At 73.8% G+C, this 16,893-nt stretch carries 15 protein-coding genes; 14 read left to right on the top strand and 1 reads right to left on the bottom strand.

The window, feature by feature from the left end; translation table 11 throughout:
• The first annotated feature begins 11 nt into the window (after nucleotides 1-11).
• The gene (locus QN157_01875) at nucleotides 12-1,598 is read left to right on the top strand and encodes an ATP-dependent DNA ligase (protein ID MDR7554335.1); all 1,587 of its coding nucleotides are present in this window, start codon (nucleotides 12-14) and stop codon (nucleotides 1,596-1,598) included.
• Between the two features lie 254 nt (nucleotides 1,599-1,852).
• Here the strand turns inward: QN157_01875 and QN157_01870 are convergent, their stop codons facing one another.
• Complete coding sequence (locus QN157_01870) at nucleotides 1,853-2,341, bottom strand: CHRD domain-containing protein (GenBank protein MDR7554334.1); 489 nt, start codon at nucleotides 2,339-2,341, stop codon at nucleotides 1,853-1,855.
• A 517-nt stretch (nucleotides 2,342-2,858) separates the two neighbouring features.
• Between QN157_01870 and QN157_01865 the strand changes: the two genes are divergently transcribed.
• From QN157_01865 to QN157_01805, 13 genes are all read left to right on the top strand, one after another.
• Nucleotides 2,859-4,133 carry an aconitase/3-isopropylmalate dehydratase large subunit family protein gene (locus tag QN157_01865; protein MDR7554333.1) on the top strand — a complete coding sequence of 425 codons (1,275 nt, stop codon included), beginning with the start codon at nucleotides 2,859-2,861 and terminating at the stop codon, nucleotides 4,131-4,133.
• A gap of 70 nt (nucleotides 4,134-4,203) precedes the next feature.
• Nucleotides 4,204-4,710: a 3-isopropylmalate dehydratase gene (locus tag QN157_01860; GenBank protein MDR7554332.1), complete on the top strand. Its 507-nt coding sequence runs from the start codon at nucleotides 4,204-4,206 to the stop codon at nucleotides 4,708-4,710.
• The gene (locus QN157_01855) at nucleotides 4,707-5,576 is read left to right on the top strand and encodes an oxaloacetate decarboxylase (GenBank protein ID MDR7554331.1); all 870 of its coding nucleotides are present in this window, start codon (nucleotides 4,707-4,709) and stop codon (nucleotides 5,574-5,576) included. Before QN157_01860 ends, QN157_01855 begins: the two co-directional genes overlap by 4 nt.
• On the top strand, nucleotides 5,573-6,418 hold the full coding sequence (locus QN157_01850) for an IclR family transcriptional regulator (GenBank protein MDR7554330.1): 846 nt from the start codon (nucleotides 5,573-5,575) through the stop codon (nucleotides 6,416-6,418). Before QN157_01855 ends, QN157_01850 begins: the two co-directional genes overlap by 4 nt.
• A complete protein-coding gene (locus QN157_01845) occupies nucleotides 6,415-7,650 on the top strand; it encodes an ABC transporter substrate-binding protein (protein MDR7554329.1) in 1,236 nt (411 codons plus the stop codon). The genes QN157_01850 and QN157_01845 overlap by 4 nt, the downstream gene beginning before the upstream one ends.
• 7 nt (nucleotides 7,651-7,657) lie before the next feature.
• Nucleotides 7,658-8,530, top strand: coding sequence for a branched-chain amino acid ABC transporter permease (locus QN157_01840; protein ID MDR7554328.1), 873 nt, complete (start codon nucleotides 7,658-7,660; stop codon nucleotides 8,528-8,530).
• Complete coding sequence (locus tag QN157_01835) at nucleotides 8,523-9,512, top strand: branched-chain amino acid ABC transporter permease (protein MDR7554327.1); 990 nt, start codon at nucleotides 8,523-8,525, stop codon at nucleotides 9,510-9,512. Before QN157_01840 ends, QN157_01835 begins: the two co-directional genes overlap by 8 nt.
• A 172-nt stretch (nucleotides 9,513-9,684) precedes the next feature.
• Complete coding sequence (locus QN157_01830; GenBank protein ID MDR7554326.1) at nucleotides 9,685-10,410, top strand: ABC transporter ATP-binding protein; 726 nt, start codon at nucleotides 9,685-9,687, stop codon at nucleotides 10,408-10,410.
• Nucleotides 10,403-11,107, top strand: a complete 705-nt coding sequence (locus tag QN157_01825; GenBank protein MDR7554325.1) for an ABC transporter ATP-binding protein — start codon at nucleotides 10,403-10,405, stop codon at nucleotides 11,105-11,107. The genes QN157_01830 and QN157_01825 overlap by 8 nt, the downstream gene beginning before the upstream one ends.
• 8 nt (nucleotides 11,108-11,115) lie before the next feature.
• Nucleotides 11,116-12,486 carry an FAD-dependent oxidoreductase gene (locus QN157_01820; protein ID MDR7554324.1) on the top strand — a complete coding sequence of 457 codons (1,371 nt, stop codon included), beginning with the start codon at nucleotides 11,116-11,118 and terminating at the stop codon, nucleotides 12,484-12,486.
• Nucleotides 12,483-13,850, top strand: coding sequence for an MmgE/PrpD family protein (locus QN157_01815; GenBank protein MDR7554323.1), 1,368 nt, complete (start codon nucleotides 12,483-12,485; stop codon nucleotides 13,848-13,850). The genes QN157_01820 and QN157_01815 overlap by 4 nt, the downstream gene beginning before the upstream one ends.
• A complete protein-coding gene (locus QN157_01810) occupies nucleotides 13,837-15,228 on the top strand; it encodes an MmgE/PrpD family protein (protein MDR7554322.1) in 1,392 nt (463 codons plus the stop codon). The genes QN157_01815 and QN157_01810 overlap by 14 nt, the downstream gene beginning before the upstream one ends.
• Before the next feature lie 146 nt (nucleotides 15,229-15,374).
• Nucleotides 15,375-16,841: a dihydroorotase family protein gene (locus QN157_01805; GenBank protein MDR7554321.1), complete on the top strand. Its 1,467-nt coding sequence runs from the start codon at nucleotides 15,375-15,377 to the stop codon at nucleotides 16,839-16,841.
• Nucleotides 16,842-16,893: the final 52 nt, after the last annotated feature.

Below are 16,893 nucleotides of genomic sequence, written 5' to 3'. Positions count from 1 at the left end.
CCTGGACACAGATGCGCTTCGACGAGTTCTGCCGCCTGTGCCGTGAGCTGGAGGCCACCCGCAGCCGGCGCGTCAAGATCGCCCAGGCGGCCGCGTTCCTGCGCCGTCTGGCGCCGGAGGAGATCGTTCCCGCTGCGGCGTTCCTGGCAGGCCGGGCGCTCCCGGCCACAGATCCCCGCGCGCTGGACGTCAGCTGGGCCGCGCTGGCCGAGGCGCGCGCCGCTGCGGGCCCCCCGCCGACCGCCTCTGTGCTGGAGCTCCTGGACGTCGCCGCAGCCTTCTCCGCGGTCGCCGATCTGTCGGGCCCGGGTGCGCGGCGCGCGCGCATCGCACGCCTGGGTGCGCTGCTGGCGCAGGCCACCGAGGACGAACGGGCCGTGCTGCAGCGGATCGTGCTGGGCGAGATGCGCATCGGGTTCGACGAGGGGCTCCTGCAAGAGGCGCTGGCGCAGGCGGCGGGGGTGCCCCCGGCGCTGGTGCGCCGGGCGGCCCTGGTCCGCGCCGACCTCGGCGAGGTGGCCCGCATCGCGCTCACCTGCGGTGCTGCGGGGCTGGCGGACACCGGGGTGACGCTCTTCGTGCCGCTGGCGCCCATGCTGGCCGAGATGGCCACCGAGCTGGCGGAGGTCTTCGCGGTCCACGGGGGGCGCACCGCGCTCGAGTACAAGTACGATGGCGCGCGGGTGCAGATCCACAAGCGCGGTGACGTGGTGCGCATCTGGAGCCGGCGGCTCAGCGAGGTCACGGCGAGCCTGCCCGACATCGTGGCCCTGGTGCAACGCGATCTGCGGGCGACCGAGCTCATTGCCGACGGCGAGGTGGTCGCCACAGACGCCGACGGCCGGCCGCTGCCCTTCCAGGACCTCATGCGGCGGTTCGGGCGCGTGCGGGCGATCGACGCGGCCGCCCACGAGGTCCCGCTGGTCCTGCACCTGTTCGACCTGCTGTGGCTGGATGGCCGGACGCTGATCGACGAGCCCTACGCGGCGCGCTGGGAGGCGCTCGCGGCAGTCACGGGCGGTGCGCACCTGGCGCGTCGGATCGTGCCTGCGAACCTCGACGACGCCCGTGCGTTCCTCGCCGAGGCGCTGGCTGCGGGACACGAGGGGGTCGTGGCCAAGGCACTGGACAGTCCCTACACCCCGGGCAGCCGTGGTAAGCGCTGGTTCAAGGTGAAGCCGGTCGAGACCGTGGACTGTGTCGTGCTCGCGGCCGACTGGGGGTCGGGACGCCGGCGCGGGTGGCTGTCGAACTACCATCTGGCGGTGCGCGCCGATGACGGCGGCTGGGCGCCCGTGGGCAAGACGTTCAAGGGGCTGACCGACGACGAGTTCCGGGCCATGACCGCCCGGTTGCTGGCGCTGGCGACCGCCGACGACGGCGTCACCGTGACCGTGCGGCCCGAGGTCGTGGTCGAGGTGGCCTACAACGAGATCCAGCGCAGCCCGCAGTACGCGTCGGGGTTCGCCCTGCGCTTTGCGCGCATCACCCGTGTGCGCGACGACAAGCGCCCCGAGGACGCCACGTCGCTGGCCCAGGTGCGCGCGCTGTACGAGCGACAGTTCCAGGCCAAAGGCCGCCGCGCCGGGAGCCGGTGAATGGAGCGGGGGGCGCCTGGAGCGCGGCTGTCGGCCCGCAGGGTGCGGGCGTCGTCACCCGGGTATCCTCAGGCCGCGGGCCTGCGGGCGTGGTCGCCCAGGGTGTCCGCAGGCCGCGTGCCTGCGGGTACCCTCAGGTCGAAAGCTGGACTGCGACGCAGGAGCGGGCGCGACCCCAACAGGGTCGCGCCCGCTCCCCCCAACACGCAGCGTGCGCTGGGTGCTCGCCCGGGTGCACCCAGGACGGCGCGCGGCTACCTGATCTGCCCGCGGATCTCCCCGCCGGGGTTGGCGGCCGTGTGCACGTTCACGTAGGCGTTGCCCTGGGCGATGGCTGTCAGCAACGCGCTCATGGGCTGCCGGGCCAGCGGGCCCACGAAGTTGGCTGCGGTGAACGTGCCCTCGGCCAGCTGGTCGCTGGTCACGCCCGGAATCGGGCGGGGCGGCGGGGCAGCGGGGTAGAGCCAGACGGCGACCGGTCCCGCCTGGCCCGGGGCGCCGATGTGAATGTGGGCCATCTGCACGTTGGCGATGTCGACGACCGTAAGCCAGTACCGGATGGCGTTGCCCCCGGGCTGCACCTCGAAGACCGCCGTCCCGTAGGCGCGGGTCGCGACCCGGGGCACCTGCTCGTCGCCGGTGAGGATGGCGCCGTAGTGCGTCCGCGGCGCCTGTGCCCTGACCAGGCTGATGGGGACGACCACCAGCACCAGCATCACGACCAGCAGCGCAGTTCGCTTCATCTCGACCTCCTCGTGCCGTGGTTCCGGCGTGTCCTGCCCCACGCCGGATGCATAGTGTGCGCAGCCCATCCTAGCACGGGCACTGTCACCGGACGGTAACGGCAGCGCGGGCACCGCCGGCCGCGTGCTGCGGCACGCGGAGGCGGATGCCGGGAGGCGCTTTACCGGGCGTGAGGTCACCGCCCACCATCTGCGGCGGCTGCGGCGCGCCGGGGGGCGCGACGGCAGAGAACGGCAGGTAGCGGCGGCTAATGGCAGCGAGGGCAGCCAACGGCAGCGAGCGGCAACGAACGGTAGCCAACGGCAGCGAACGGCGGCCAACGGTAGAACGGCAGCCAACGGCAGAGAGCCCCACCGCCTTGCGGGAGGTCGTCTTCCGCCGGAGGAGATCGCCGCCAGGCGTCGAATCGCCGAATCGCGGTACGAAAGAAACGATGTTCCACAGCGCGGAACGAATGGGGTACACGGGCGACGGCACGGGTCACGGCTACGGGGCACGGACAGTGGAGAGCGGCAGATGAGCAGCCAGACAGGTGCGGCCCGCCCCATGACGCTGACCGAGAAGATCATCGCCCGCGCCGCCGGCCAGGCCGCGGTCGCCCCCGGTGACGAGGTGTGGGCGGCCGTGGACCTGGCGGCCATGCACGACTCGTCGGGCCCGCGGCGCATCGCCGGCACCCTCGAGCGCCTGGGCGGCCGGCTGTGGGATCGCGATCGCGTCGTGCTGGCCGTCGACCACTTCACGCCCGCGGCGACGGTGCGCCACGCCGAGATCCTGGCCACCACCCGGCGGTGGGCGCGGGAGGCCGCGCTGCGCCACTTCTTCGACGGTGTCGGCATCATGCACAACGTGCTGCTGGAGGAAGGCCTGGCGCTGCCCGGCACGTTGATCGTGGGCGCCGACTCGCACACCGTGACGGCGGGCGCCGTCGGGGCCCTGGCCGTGGGCGTGGGGGCCACGGAGCTCGCCACCGTGCTGGTCACGGGCGAGATCTGGCTGCGGGTGCCGCCCACGGTGCTGGTCCGGTTCGAGGGCGCGCTGCCGCCGTACCTCACCGCGCGCGACCTAGCCATGGCGGTGCTGCGCGACCTGCGGGCCGACTTCGCCATCTACCGGGCCGTGGAGTTCGCCGGGCCGACGGTCGAGAGCATGGCGCTCGACGAGCGGGCGGTCCTGACCAACCAGGCGATCGAGATGGGCGCGAAGAACGGGATCGTGCCACCCAGCGGGCCGGTGCTGGCCCGCTACGGGGCCGCGGCGGCTGCCGCCGGACGCCCGCTGGCCGGAGATCCGGGGTGCGCGTACGAGGCGGTCCACGCGTTCGATGCGGCGGCGCTCCCGCCGTTGGTGGCGGCGCCGCCAAACGTCGACAACGTCCACCCGGTGGCCGATCTCGGGGGGCTGCCACTGGACCGCGCCTACCTCGGCTCGTGCGTCGGCGGCAAGGCTCACGATCTGCGGGCGGCTGCGCGGGTGCTGCGGGGCCGGCGCGTCCGCATTCCGTTGCAGGTGACGCCGGCGACACAGCGGGTCGTCGAGGAGACGCTGGAGGACGGCACGCTGGGCGCCCTGGTGGCCGCTGGCGCGGTCATCGCGGCGCCCGGCTGCGGGGCGTGCGCCGGCCTCCACGGCGGGTTGCTCGGCCCGGGCGAGCGGTGCGTCGCCTCGGTCACCCGCAACTTCCCCGGGCGCATGGGCGCGCCCTCGGCCGAGATCTACCTGGCCTCCCCGCTAACCGTGGCAGCCTCCGCCGTCACCGGCCGGCTGACCGATCCCCGGGAGCTGCTGTGATGCGTTGGAGCCGCCACCCGACCCCGGTGCCGGCATTGCGCCTTGCGTGGGGATCCTGGGAGACGCTGTGATGCGCCCGGTCCTCGAAGGCCGCGCGTGGGTGGTCGGCGACCACGTCAACACCGACCAGATCCTGCCCGGGCGCTACCTCGACCGGCCGGTGGAGGAAGTGGGCCAGTACGTGTTCGCGGGCCTCGACCCAGAGGGCGCCCGCGCTCCGGCGCCCGGCGACGTGGTCGTCGCCGGCGTCAACTTCGGCTGCGGCTCCAGCCGCGAGGCCGCGGTGCTGGCCCTCCTGCAGGCAGGCGTCGCCGCAGTGGTGGCCCGCTCGTTCGCGCGGATCTTCTTCCGCAACGCCATCAACAACGGCCTGCCGGCGGTCATCGTCCCCGCCGTCGACGGTATCATCGCCGGCGACCTGCTGCGCGTCGACCTTGTGGCCCGGGCGGTGACCAACCTCCGCACCGGCGCCGTGCTGCCCGTGCTGAACCTCACCGGGACCTCCCGGGAGATCCTGGAGCACGGCGGCATCGTGCCCTTCACGCTGGCCCGCCTGCAGCGGAGGGCGCAGCGGTGAGCACGGCGCGCACGCTGCGCCAGCGGCTGGCACACGGGCCGATCGTGGTCGCCCCGGGCGCGCCCGACGCGCTGACGGCGCGCATCGTCGAGCGCGCCGGCTTCGAGGCCGTCTACTTCACCGGCGCGGGCGTGGCGTACACGCACCTGGGCGCGCCCGACCTGGGGCTGGTGAGCCTGACGGAGATGACCATGCGCCTGGCCGCCGTGGTGGAAGCCACCCGGCTGCCGGTGATCGCCGACGCCGATACCGGGTACGGCGGCGCGCTGAACGTCCGCCGCACGGTGCGGGAGTTCGAGCGGGCCGGCGCCGCGGCGATCCAGCTCGAGGACCAGGTGTTCCCCAAGCGCTGCGGGCACCTGGACGGGAAGCGCGTGGTGCCCGTCGAGGAGATGGTGGGCAAGATCCGGGCCGCGCTGGACGCGCGCCGCGACCCGGATACGCTCCTCATCGCGCGCACCGACGCCCGTGCGCCGCTCGGCCTGGAGGCGGCGCTGGAGCGGGCGCACCGCTACCGGGACGCGGGGGCGGACGTGCTGTTCGTCGAGGCGCCAGCCTCGCGCGACGAGCTGGCGCGCATCGCTTCATCACTTCCGCCGCCGGTCGTGGCCAACATGGTGGAAGGCGGCCGCACGCCGCTGTGTGCGGCCCACGAGCTGGAGGCCATGGGCTACCGCCTCGTCATCTTCCCGGGAGCGGCCGTGCGGGCAGCGGCAGCGGCCGTGGTGAAGGTCATGGACGCCCTCAAGCGTCACGGCACGACGGCAGGCGTGCTGGACGCCATGCTGTCGTTCGGCGAGCTCAACGCGTTGCTGGGCCTGCCGGCGTGGCGCGACCTGGAGGCGCGCGTCGAGGGACGCCTGTGAGCGACGCACGGGCGTCGGCCGCCGTCCGCAGCGTCGAGCGCGCGCTGGACGTGCTGCGCTGCTTCGACTTCGACGCGCCCACGCTGGGCGTGAGCCAGATCGCCCGGCGGCTCCACCTGGCCAAGAGCACGGTGCACCGCCTGCTGACCACCCTGGAGCGCCGGGGCTTCGTGCGGCAGGATGCGGCCACGGGCACCTACCAGCCGGGGCTGGAGCTGTTCCGCCTGGGCCGGGTGGTCCAGAACGGCATGGAGCTCCGCGCCCAGGCCCTGCCGATCATGCGACGGCTGCAGCTGGCCTGCGGCGAGACGGTCAACCTGAACATCGTCGTGGGCCGGGCGCGGGTGTGCATCGAGAAGGTCGAGAGCCGGCACGACGTGCGCCACTTCGTCGAACTGGGCAAGCCCCTGCCCCTCTACGTGGGGGCGTCGGGGAAGGTGCTGCTGGCGCACCTGCCGCCGGCCGAGGTTGCGGCGGTGCTGCAGGAGGCCCGGCGGGAAGGCCGCGTGGACAACGCCTACCTGGCCGCGCTGCCCCAGCAGCTGGCGGCGATCCGGCGGCGCGGGTACGCCGCCGGCGCCAGCGAACGGGTGCAGGGGGCCTTCTCGGTCAGCGCTCCGGTGCGCGATCACACGGGCGCGGTGATCGCGGGGCTGACGATCTCCGGACCGGTGCTGCGGCTCCGGCCCGGCGACCTCGCGCGGTTTGGCCGCATGGTGCGTGCGGCCGCCGGCGAGCTCTCCGCGGCGATGGGCCACCTGGCCCCCGCCCATCGCCGCCCGTCAAGGGACCGACAGACGACGACACGGCGGCGAGCGCCGCAAAGGAGGACGAGACGATGAGCAGGCTCACACGGCGCGCCTTCATCAAGCGCGCGGGAGCGTTGGGTGGGGCGGCGGCGTTGACGCACCTGCCGCCCTGGGCGCTGCACGTGGCCGGGGCCGCGCCGGCCGACGTGAAGATCGGTCACCTGCACCCGCTCTCGGGCGGGCTGGCGCTGGAGGGCGGGGAGATGCGCGACGCCATCCTGCTGGCCGCCGACGACGTCAACCGGGCCGGCGGGATCCGGTCGCTGGGCGGTGCCCGGGTGACGGTCCTGCACGGCAACACCGAGGGCTCGCCCGACAAGGGTGCCGCCGAGGCCGAGCGGCTGATCGGGGAGGGCGTCGTCGGGTTGCTGGGCGCCTACCAGAGCGCCGTGGCGTTCGTCACCACCCAGGTGGCCGAGCGGCGTCGGATCCCCTACGTCATCACGGTGGCCGTGGCCGACGAGATCCTGGAGCGCGGCTTCCAGTACGCGTTCCGGGTCCAGCCCAACTCCACGGCCATGGCCCAGTACGCCATCGAGTACATCGTGACGCTGGGCCGGCAGGCAAAGACCGCCGTGAACACCGTGACCATCATGCACGAGTCGAGCATCTTCGGCGTCTCCATCGGCGACCGCCTGGTCCGGTTCGCCGGTCAGGCCGGGCTGCGGGTGCTGGAGCGGATCGTCTACCCCACCGCCACCGCCGACGTCACCACGGAGTGCACCAAGGTGCGGGCCGCCAGCCCCGACGTGGCCCTGTTCACCGGCTACTTCCGTGACGGCGTGCTGGTGGCGCGCACCATCCGTGAGGTGGGCCTGCGCACCAAGGCGGTGGTGGGCGTGGCCAACGGCGCGTTCAGCCATCCGCGGTTCGCCGCGGAGGCGGGCCCGCTGGCCAGCGAGCACGTCATGGACTCCAACTACTACTACAACCCGGTGAACCCGCGCACCCGCGGCGTCTTCCGCGCCTACCGCGAGCGCTTCAACCGGGACATGTCCACCCACGCGGTCTACGCCTACGCGGCCACGCGGGTACTGCTGGACGCCGTGGAGCGCGCGGGCTCGACCGACCCCACGCGGATCCGCGCGGCGCTGGCGGCCACCACCCTGCGGGACCACATCCTGCCCCAGGCGGAGATCAAGTTCGACGGCAAGGGTGAGAACGTCAACGCCCGGCCGGTGCTCCTGCAGGTCCGGGGCGGGGCCCCGCGCGTGGTCCTGCCCGAACGGTACAGCGAGATGACGGCCGTGTTCCCCGTCACCTGAGCGGCCGATGCTGCTGCTGGTCGGGCAGGCAGCCGTCACCGGCCTGCTCACCGGGGCGGTGTACGCCCTGGTGGCCGTGGGCCTCACCCTGATCTTCGGGGTGATGCGCGTCGTGAACTTCGCCCACGGCGCCCTGCTGATGCTGGGCATGTACACCGCCTACTGGCTCTTCGTGCTCTGGGGCGTGCCCCCGTACCTGGCGCTGCCGGTGGTCTTCGTGCTGCTGTTCCTGCTGGGCGCGGGCATCCAGCGCGGCCTGCTGCAGCCCATCGCGGGGGCGCCCCAGCACACCCAGCTGCTGCTCACCCTCGGCGTGATGTTGATCCTGGAGAACCTCGCGCTGTTCCTGTGGAGCCCCGACTTCCGCACGCTGCGCATCGCGTGGCTGGAGGGCGCGGTGCCCCTGGGCCCGCTGTTGCTCAACAAGCCGCGGCTCATCGCGTGCGTCGGCGCGGTGACGCTCACGGCCGCGCTCTACCTGTTCCTGGCGTTCACCGAACCCGGACGCGCGATCCGGGCCACCGCCCAGGATCCCGTGGGCGCCGCGCTGGTGGGCGTCGACGTCGCCCGGATCAACACCTTCACCTTCGGGCTGGGGGCGGCCTGTGCCGGCATGGCGGGCGCCCTGATCACGCCCTACCTGTACACGGCACCCCACGTGGGGCACGTGTTCCTGCTCTATGGCTTCGTCGTGGTGGTCCTGGGCGGACTCGGCAGCTTCACCGGCGCGCTGGCCGGGGGGCTGCTGATCGGCGTCGGGGAAGCGTTGGGCGCGGCCCTGCTGCCCGGATCCCTCAAGGAGCTGGTCGTCTACGGCATCTTCATCCTGGCGCTCCTGTTCCGGCCCACGGGACTGTTCGGGGTGCGGCAGCGTGGCTGAGCCCGCGGCGGTCGTCGAGGCGCCTGGGCGCGCCCGCACCGTGCCCGCCCTGGTGGCGGCCGCGGTGCTGGCGGCGGCGGTCGCGGTGCCGCTGGTGGCCAGTCCGTATGTGCTGCGCGTGCTGATCATGACCCTCTACGGCGCCTACCTGGCCCAGTGCTGGAACCTGGTGGGCGGCTACGCGGGCCAGTTCTCGTTCGGGCACGCCACGTTCTTCGGCATCGGCGCCTATACCACGGCGCTGCTGTTCGCCCGCGGCGGCCTCACCCCCTGGCTGGGCATGCTGGTGGGGGCCGTGCTGGCCGCGGCCGCCGGCGGGGTCATCGGTGCCCTGAGCTTCCGCTACGGGCTGCGCGGGCCGTACTTCGGGCTGGTCACCCTGGCCTTCGCCGAGGTTTGCCGCATCGCCGTCACCAACTGGCGGGCGCTGGGCGGCGCCATGGGCGTGCTGGTGCCCCTGCGGCCGTCGCTCGCCACGTTCCAGTTTCCCGAGCCATGGGCCTACTACTACGTGATCCTGGTGATGACCGTCGGGCTGACGGCGGCGGCCGCCGCGCTGGAGCGCTCCCGGCTGGGCCTGTTCATGGAGGCGGTGCGGGAGGACGTCGACGCCGCGGAGGCGCTGGGCGTGGACACGACGCGCACCCGCCTGGTGGCCATGGGCGCCAGCGCGGCCGCCACGGCGCTGGCCGGGACCTTCTACGTGCAGTTCTTCTCCTACATCGATCCTCACCTGGCGTTCGGCATCGACGTGTCGGTGGCGGCGATCCTGCCCAACATCATCGGCGGGGCGGGCACGGCCCTGGGCCCGCTGGCCGGGAGCGTGCTCCTGGTGCCGCTGGGCGAGTGGATGCGCGCCTACCTGGGCGGCTACCGCGGCGTGCACCTGATGATCTACGGTGCGCTGCTGGTGGTGGCCATCATGGCCCTGCCCCACGGCCTGGTCGGGGCCGTGCGGCGCTGGCGCGAGCGCCCTCGATGAGGCCAGCTCCCCGGTCCAGCGAAGAGACGCCTGGGCGTCTGCTGGCGGAGGTCTGTGGCGTGCCGCACGCCACCACGGCCACAGCGTCACGGAGGATGAGCCTGCTGGCAACGGACGCGGACATCCGGTGGGCGCGCCCGGCTGGCGCGGGTCCGCGGGCGAGGGAGCACCCATGAGCCTGCTGGCGGTGGAGGGCGTCACGCGGCGCTTCGGCGGCCTGGTGGCCGTGGACCGCGTGAGCCTGCAGGTGGAGGCCGGCGAGGTGGTGGGGCTGATCGGCCCCAACGGCGCCGGAAAGACCACGCTCTTCCACCTCATCTCGGGGTTCCTCCGGCCCGATGCCGGACGGGTCGTGTTCGCCGGTCGTGATCTAGCGGGCCTGCGGCCGTTCGAGATCTGTCGTCTGGGGCTGGTCCGCACCTTCCAGATCGTCCGGCCCTTCGCCGAGCTGTCGGTCCAGCGCAACGTGCTGGTGGGCGCGCTGGCGCGCGGGGCAAGCATGCGCGAGGCGCAGCGCATCGCCCGGGAGTGCCTGGCGTTCGTGGGGCTGGCCGGGCGCGCGCAGGTCCCGGCCCGCGACCTCACCATCAGCGACCAGCGGCGGCTGGAGCTCGCCCGGGCACTGGCCACGCGCCCGCGCCTGCTGCTGCTCGACGAGGTCATGGCCGGATTGACCCCGCGGGAAGTGGAGGTCATGAGCGAGCTGGTGCGTCAGCTGCCCGTCCGGGGAGTCACGGTGCTGTGGATCGAGCACGTCATGCGGGCGGTCATGCGGGTCTGCACCCGCGTGATCGTGCTGCACCACGGCGAGAAGATCGCCGACGGTCCGCCCGCACACGTCGCCAGGGACCCGCGCGTCGTGGACGCCTACCTGGGCGAGGTGGCCCTCCTTGCTTAGGGCGGTGCACCTGACCGCAGGGTACGGCCGGCTGGCCGCGGTGCGCGACGTGAGCCTGACCGTGGAGGCCGGCGAGCTGGTGGCCGTGGTGGGCGCCAACGGCGCCGGGAAGACCACGACGCTGCGCGTGCTGTCCGGCCTGCTCCGACCGTGGGGCGGCGAGGTCTGGTTCGACGGCGTCCGCATCGACGGTCGTCCCGCCCACGAGATCGTCGGGCGCGGCCTGGGCCACATCCCCGAAGGCCGGCGGCTGTTCCCGGAGATGACGGTCCGCGAGAACCTCGAGATGGGCGCCTACCCGCGCCACGCCAAGGCCGCGCGCCGCCAGACGCTGGAGCTGGTCTTCACGCTGTTCCCCGTGCTGCGCGACCGACAGCGCCAGCTGGCGGGTACGCTGTCGGGCGGCGAGCAGCAGATGCTGGCCATCGGGCGCGGGCTGATGGGCCGGCCCCGTCTGCTGCTGCTGGACGAGCCGTCGATCGGCCTGGCCCCGCTGATGGTGGCGCGCATCTTCGAGGTCGTGGCGGCCATCAACCGCGAGGGTATCGCCGTGCTGCTCGTCGAGCAGAACGTGCATCACGCCCTGCAGCTGGCCCGGCGGGCCTACGTGCTGGAGCACGGTGCGGTGGTGGCCGAGGGCGAGGGCCGCGCGTTGCTGCAGCGCGACGAACTGCGCCGGGCGTGCCTGGGCGGGTGAGGGGCGCCGTGGGCTGGGATGCCGAGACGGACGCGGTGGTGGTGGGCGGCGGCGGGTGCGGCCTGGCCGCGGCTCTCACCCTGGCGCAGGAGGGGTTCGAGGTCGTGCTGCTGGAGAAGGCGCCGCGGCCCGGCGGCACCACGGCCATCAGCACGGCCATGATCCCGGCCGCCGGCACCGCCCAGCAGCGCGCCCACGGCATCGAGGACACGCCCGCGCAGATGGCCGCCGACATCCTGGCAAAGGCGGGCGCGGGCGCCGATCCCGAGCACGTGCGGGTGCTGTGCGAGTACTCGGCGGCCCTCGTCGCGTGGTTGCAGGCGGCGGGCGTGCCGTTGGAGCTGGTCGTCGACTTCCGGTACACCGGCCAGTCGGTGCCAAGGTTTCACGCGCCGCCGTCGCGCCAGGGGCGTGACCTGGTCGAGCCGTTGCTGGCTGCGGTGGCTGCAACCGGCCGCGTGTCGATCGCCACCGAGACGCCCGCCGTGGGGCTGGTGGTCGGCGCTGGCGGCGAGGTGCTGGGCGTGGAGGCGGGCCGGATCCGCGAACGGATCAAGGCTCGCAAGGTCGTCCTGGCGGCCTGCGGGTTCGGCGGCAATCCGGCCATGGTGCGCACGCACTGTCCGGAGATCGCCGGGGCGCTCTACTTTGGCGCCCCGACGGTCACGGGCGAGGCAATCGAGTGGGGCGTGGCCCTGGGTGCCGCTACGCGCTGCATGGACGCCTACCAGGGGCACGGGAGCGTGGCAGTGCCCCATGGCGTCCTGCTGAGCTGGGCGGTCGTGGAGCGCGGCGGGTGCGTGGTCAACGTCGCCGGGGAGCGCTTCGCCTGCGAGGACCTGGGCTACAGCCCGTTTGGCGCCCGGGTCGTCGCGCAGCCCGGCGGGGTGGCGTTCGTCGTGTACGACGGGACCATCGACGCCGAGATGCTGGCCCACGACCAGAACTACCGGGACCTCGACGCGCTGGGCGGCATCCGCCGCGCGGCCACCCTGTCGGCGCTGGCCGCGCGGCTGGGCGTCGATGCCGCCGGTCTTGAGCGCACCGTGGCAGCGCTCAATGCGGGGCTGGCCACAGGGCGCGATCCGCTGGGACGCGCTCCCGGAGTCCGCCGGCCCCTCACGCCGCCCTACTGCGGGGTCAGGGTCACGGGGGCACTCTTCCACACCCAGGGCGGCCTGGCGATCGATACCAGCGCGCGCGTCCTGCGGGGCGACGGGACGCCCGTGCCCAACCTGTTCGCCGGCGGCGGCACCGCGGTGGGCATCTCGGGGCACGGCGCGGCCGGCTATTCGCCCGGCAACGGGCTGCTCACGGCGCTGGGGTGGGGCCGCATCGCCGGGCTGACGGCTGCAGCGGAGATGCGCACCGGACGATGAGCGAGGCCGCGTGCACCCCGGAGGAGCACCTGGCCGCCTTCGCTGTGGGGCTCCGGAGCCGCGACCTGCCCGCGGACGTGGTCGGGCGCGCGCGCCTGGTGCTGGTGGACACGCTCGGTGCCATCGTGGGCGGCATGAGCCGGCTGGGGACGTCGGTCGCCGCCCTGGCGGCGAGCGCGCCAGGCCCCGCCGCGGTGCTGGGAACACGCCTGCGCGCCGAGCCCGCCCACGCGGCCATGCTCCACGGCACGGCGGGCACGGCGCTGGAGCTCGACGAGGGGCACCGGTTCGCCGGCGGGCATCCGGCGATCCACGTGGTGCCCGCCGCCCTGGCCGCCGCGGAGGGCGTCGACGCTACTGGCGAGCAGCTGCTGGATGCGGTGATCGCCGGCTACGAGGTGGCCGCGCGCGCAGGGCGCTCCCTGGGCGCGTTGCGGCCGCCGCTGCACCCGCACGGCACCTGGGGCGTACTGGGTGGCGCGACGGCGGCAGCGCTCCTGCTCGACGGCCGTCCCCACGTCGTCGTGGAAGCGTTGCGGATCGCGGCCCACTACATGCTGCAGACCCACTACGACAGCGCCATCGACGGCGCAGGGGTCCGCGACACGTATGCGGGTGTGGCGAACATGCTGGGGCTCGTGGCCGCCCGCCTGGCAGCGGCGGGGGTGACGGGCACCGCCGGGGTGGCCCGCGCGTTGCGCCCGCTGGCGGCCACCGAGCCCGACGTCGAGGCGCTGACGGCCGGCCTGGGACGTGAGTACGAGATCGGCCGCGGCTACTTCAAGATGCACGCAGCGTGCCGGCACCTGCACGGTGCCCTCGACTGCCTCGACGAGCTCGCCCGCCGCGAGCCGATCCTGCCCGAGGACGTGGTGCGTGTGGAGGTCGAGACCTACGCGCTCGCCGCCACCTTTGCGCACCCGCGCCCCGGCACCCGGCTGGCCGCGAAGTTCAGCCTGCCGTTTGCGGTCGCCACGCGCCTGCTGCACGGGTCGTCATGGGTGGAGGCGTTCGAACCCGAGGCCCTCACCGCCCGGGCGCTGGCCCTGGCGGAACGGGTGCACGTGCGCGAACGGCCCGAGTTCACGGCGCTGGCGCCGGCCCAGCGGCCGACGCGGGTGACGGTCGTCCTGCGCGACGGCCGTCGGCTGGAGGCGCAGGTGGCGTTGCCACGCGGTGAGGACCACCTGGCGTATTCCGCCGAGCAGGTGGAGGAGAAGTTCCTCCGCCTCGTGACGCCCGTCCTGGGCGCGCGGGCCGGGGCGGCGCTGGCGCGGTGGCGGCAACTCGGCGCGCAGCGGGTCCGCGCCCTGGTGCAAGACCTGATGCTTGAGGAGGCGGACGTCGACCGTGTCCGGGGCTGACGCGCCCGTCGACGAAGAACACGTGGTGGCGTTCCTGGCCGGGGAGGTGGCGCCACCGGCCGACGCGGTGGCCCGCAGCCGGCTGGTGATCGAGGACGTGGTGTGCGCGGCGATGGCGGGGAGCGCGCTCCCCGAGCTGCACGGGGCGATCGAGGCGCTCGCCCTGCCGGCCGGCCCCTGTACCGTGGTGGGGTGCGGCCGCGTCGCGCCCGTCGAGCACGCTGCGATGGCGAACACGGTGCTGGCCATCGCGCAGGAGGTCGAGGAAGGGCACAACACCGCCGGACACGTGGGCGCCGCCTCGGTCATGGCGGCGCTGGCCGCGGCCGAGGAGCGCGACGCGCCCGGCGCCGCGGTGGTCGATGCGGTCCTGCGCGCCTACGAGGTGTGCGCCAGGGTCGAGCGGGCGGTGATGCCGATGCGCGCGCGCGTGAACGCGGCGACGGGCTGGGTCGTGCGCAACCCGCACAGCACCTGGACCACGGTGGGGCCGGCGTTGGCCGCCGCGCTGGTCTGGGGGCGCGACCCCAGGACGCTGCGCGCCACGTGGCGGCTCGCCGTCAACCTGGCCGTGCTGAGCCTGTGGGACCCGTACGCCGAGGGCGCGCTGGCGCGGAACCTGACGGCCGGGCTCAGCGCCCAGGCGGGCGTGACCGCGGCGCGGTGGGCCCAGGCCGGCCTGCAGGGGTCCGCCGACGCGGTGGCGCGGATCTTCGGGCCGCTGCGCGCGGCCATGGGCGATGCGGACTTCGACGCCTGGTTCGGCTCCCTGGGCACGACCTATGAGATCACCCGGGGCTACCTGAAGCCCTATCCGTCGTGTCGGTACACCCATCCGGCCCTCGACGCGCTGCGGGCCGCGCTGCCGGCCACAAGCGCCGTCAGCGCCGACGCCGTGGACCGCATCGAGGTCCACACCTTCGGGATCGCGACGCTGTTCGCCCACCAGCACGCCCCCACGCCGACGAGCGCCAAGTTCAGCATCCCCTTCGTGCTGGCGGCCTACCTGGTCGACGGGCGCATCGGGTTCGAGAGCTTCACCGACCGGTTGCACGATCCGCGCATCGACGCCCTGGCCCGGCGCATCACCGTGTACGCCGACGATGGGCTCGAGGCCGCCTTTCCCCAGCGGTGGGGCGCGCGGGTGTCGGTCGTCCTGCGCGATGGACGCGTCCTGGTCGGCGAGTGCTGCGATCCGGTGGGTGGACCTGCCGTCCCGCTGGCCGCAGACGCCGTGCGCGCGCTGCACCTGGCGGCGCTTTGCCAGCGCCTCCCCGCGCCGGAGGCCGCGGCGATCCTCGACGCCCTGACCCACCTGGACGCGCTGGCGTCGGTGCGCCCGCTGGGTGCGCGGCTGCGTGGGGAGGGCTGTCCGTGATCGTGACGACAGGACCATGGCGGCAGGACCGGGGCGGCAGGACCCTGGCGGGCGCGCCGTCGATGCCGGTGGCGCGTGGGCCCGGAGCCTCGGGCCGCTGCGCGGAGCAGTCGAACACCTGCGCGGACTGAAAGGAGGACGAGGAGATGGCGCGGTGGGACCTGGCGATCGTGAACGGGACCGTGGTGCTCCCCTACACGGGGACCGTCCGCTGCGACGTGGCGATCCGCGACGGGCGCATCGCGGCCCTGGTCGAGGGACTGGATGCGTCGCAGGCGGCCGAGGTGATCGATGCCCGGGACCGGCTGGTGCTGCCCGGCGCCGTGGACTCACACTTCCACCTCGGCATCTACCGGTCGCTGGCGGACGACACGACGTCGGAGACCCGCTCGGCGCTGGTCGGAGGCGTGACCACGGTGCTCAGCTACTTCCGGACTGGCCAGCACTACCTGAACAAGAGCGGGCCCTACCGCCAGATCTTCCCCGAGGTGCTGCACCTGACCAACGGCCGCGCGCACACCGACTACGGCTTCCACATCGCCATCATGACGGCCGACCAGCTGGACGAGGTGGACTGGCTGGTCCGCGAGCAGGGTGTCGGGTCGTTCAAGTACTACATGTTCTACAAGGGCCTGAACCTCACCGCCGACTCCACGCGGGGCAGCGACTACACCATGGCCGAGACCTACGACCTCGGCCACCTCTTCCTGCTCATGGAGCAGGTGACCGCCGCCGCCCAGCGCTACGGGCGGTTCGGCCGCGTCTCGCTCAGCCTGCACTGCGAGCACGCCGAGCTGATCCGCGTGTTCATCGAGCGGGTGAAGCAGGCGGGGCGCGAAGGGCTCGCGGCCTACCACGAGGCCCGGCCCCCGCTCACCGAGCGGCTCTCCATGGCGGAAGCGGTGCTGCTGGCGGACGTGACCCGGTGCCCGATCAACCTGCTGCACCTCTCCAGCCGCGATGCCGTGACCGACGGCGCCGCAGCGAAGCGCGCCTACCCGCACCTGGACATTCGCCTGGAGACGACGGTGCACCACCTGGCGCTCACCCACGCGACCGCCGGCGGGATCGCGGGCAAAGTGAACCCGCCGATCCGCACCGAGGACGACCGGGACGCGCTGTGGCAGGCGGTGCTGGACGGCACGATGGACACCGTCGTCAGCGACCACGCCTGCTGCTTCGAGGAGCAGAAGGGTGAGGACCTGTGGAAGGCGCTCCCGGGCTTCGGCGGGACGGCGTTGCTCTACCCCTACCTGCTCTCGGAGGGCGTGCACCGCCGCGGGCTGTCGGTGGTCCGCGTGGCCGAGCTGGTGAGCGCCAACCCGGCGCGGGCGTTCGGACTGTTCCCGCGCAAGGGGACGCTGGCGCCGGGCAGCGACGCCGACCTCACCGTGGTCGACCCGGCGCGCGAGCAGGTGGTGGCGCCAGACGTGCTGCTCTCGGCGCAGGACTTCACCCCGTTTGCGGGCCTGCGGCTGCGCGGCTGGCCGACGCACACGATCCTGGGCGGGCGGCTCGTCTACGCCCACGGCACCGTGTGCGCGCCACCGAGCGGGCGGTACCTGCGGCGTCCGGTGGGGCTGCACGAGCCGGCGCCGGTCTCGAGCCGCTGAGCAGGACCGCCGCGCCAGGACGCGCCGTCCGCTGCGCCGCACTGCCGGCAGG

Source organism: Armatimonadota bacterium (assembly GCA_031459855.1).
Classification (GTDB): Bacteria; Sysuimicrobiota; Sysuimicrobiia; order Sysuimicrobiales; family Humicultoraceae; genus Fervidifonticultor; species Fervidifonticultor primus.
The sequence above is the reverse complement of the archived record's forward strand: the minus strand, read 5'-3'. Positions and strand labels throughout refer to the sequence as shown.

What these genes read in the sequence shown, in the direction of transcription:
- QN157_01870 (MDR7554334.1), bottom strand. Translation starts at nt 2,341, where the DNA reads ATGAAGCGAACTGCGCTGCTGGTCGTGATGCTGGTGCTGGTGGTCGTC.
- QN157_01830 (MDR7554326.1), top strand. Translation starts at nt 9,685, where the DNA reads ATGAGCCTGCTGGCGGTGGAGGGCGTCACGCGGCGCTTCGGCGGCCTG.
- QN157_01815 (MDR7554323.1), top strand. Translation starts at nt 12,483, where the DNA reads ATGAGCGAGGCCGCGTGCACCCCGGAGGAGCACCTGGCCGCCTTCGCT.
- QN157_01865 (MDR7554333.1), top strand. Translation starts at nt 2,859, where the DNA reads ATGAGCAGCCAGACAGGTGCGGCCCGCCCCATGACGCTGACCGAGAAG.
- QN157_01860 (MDR7554332.1), top strand. Translation starts at nt 4,204, where the DNA reads ATGCGCCCGGTCCTCGAAGGCCGCGCGTGGGTGGTCGGCGACCACGTC.
- QN157_01840 (MDR7554328.1), top strand. Translation starts at nt 7,658, where the DNA reads ATGCTGCTGCTGGTCGGGCAGGCAGCCGTCACCGGCCTGCTCACCGGG.
- QN157_01875 (MDR7554335.1), top strand. Translation starts at nt 12, where the DNA reads ATGCGCTTCGACGAGTTCTGCCGCCTGTGCCGTGAGCTGGAGGCCACC.
- QN157_01805 (MDR7554321.1), top strand. Translation starts at nt 15,375, where the DNA reads ATGGCGCGGTGGGACCTGGCGATCGTGAACGGGACCGTGGTGCTCCCC.
- QN157_01845 (MDR7554329.1), top strand. Translation starts at nt 6,415, where the DNA reads ATGAGCAGGCTCACACGGCGCGCCTTCATCAAGCGCGCGGGAGCGTTG.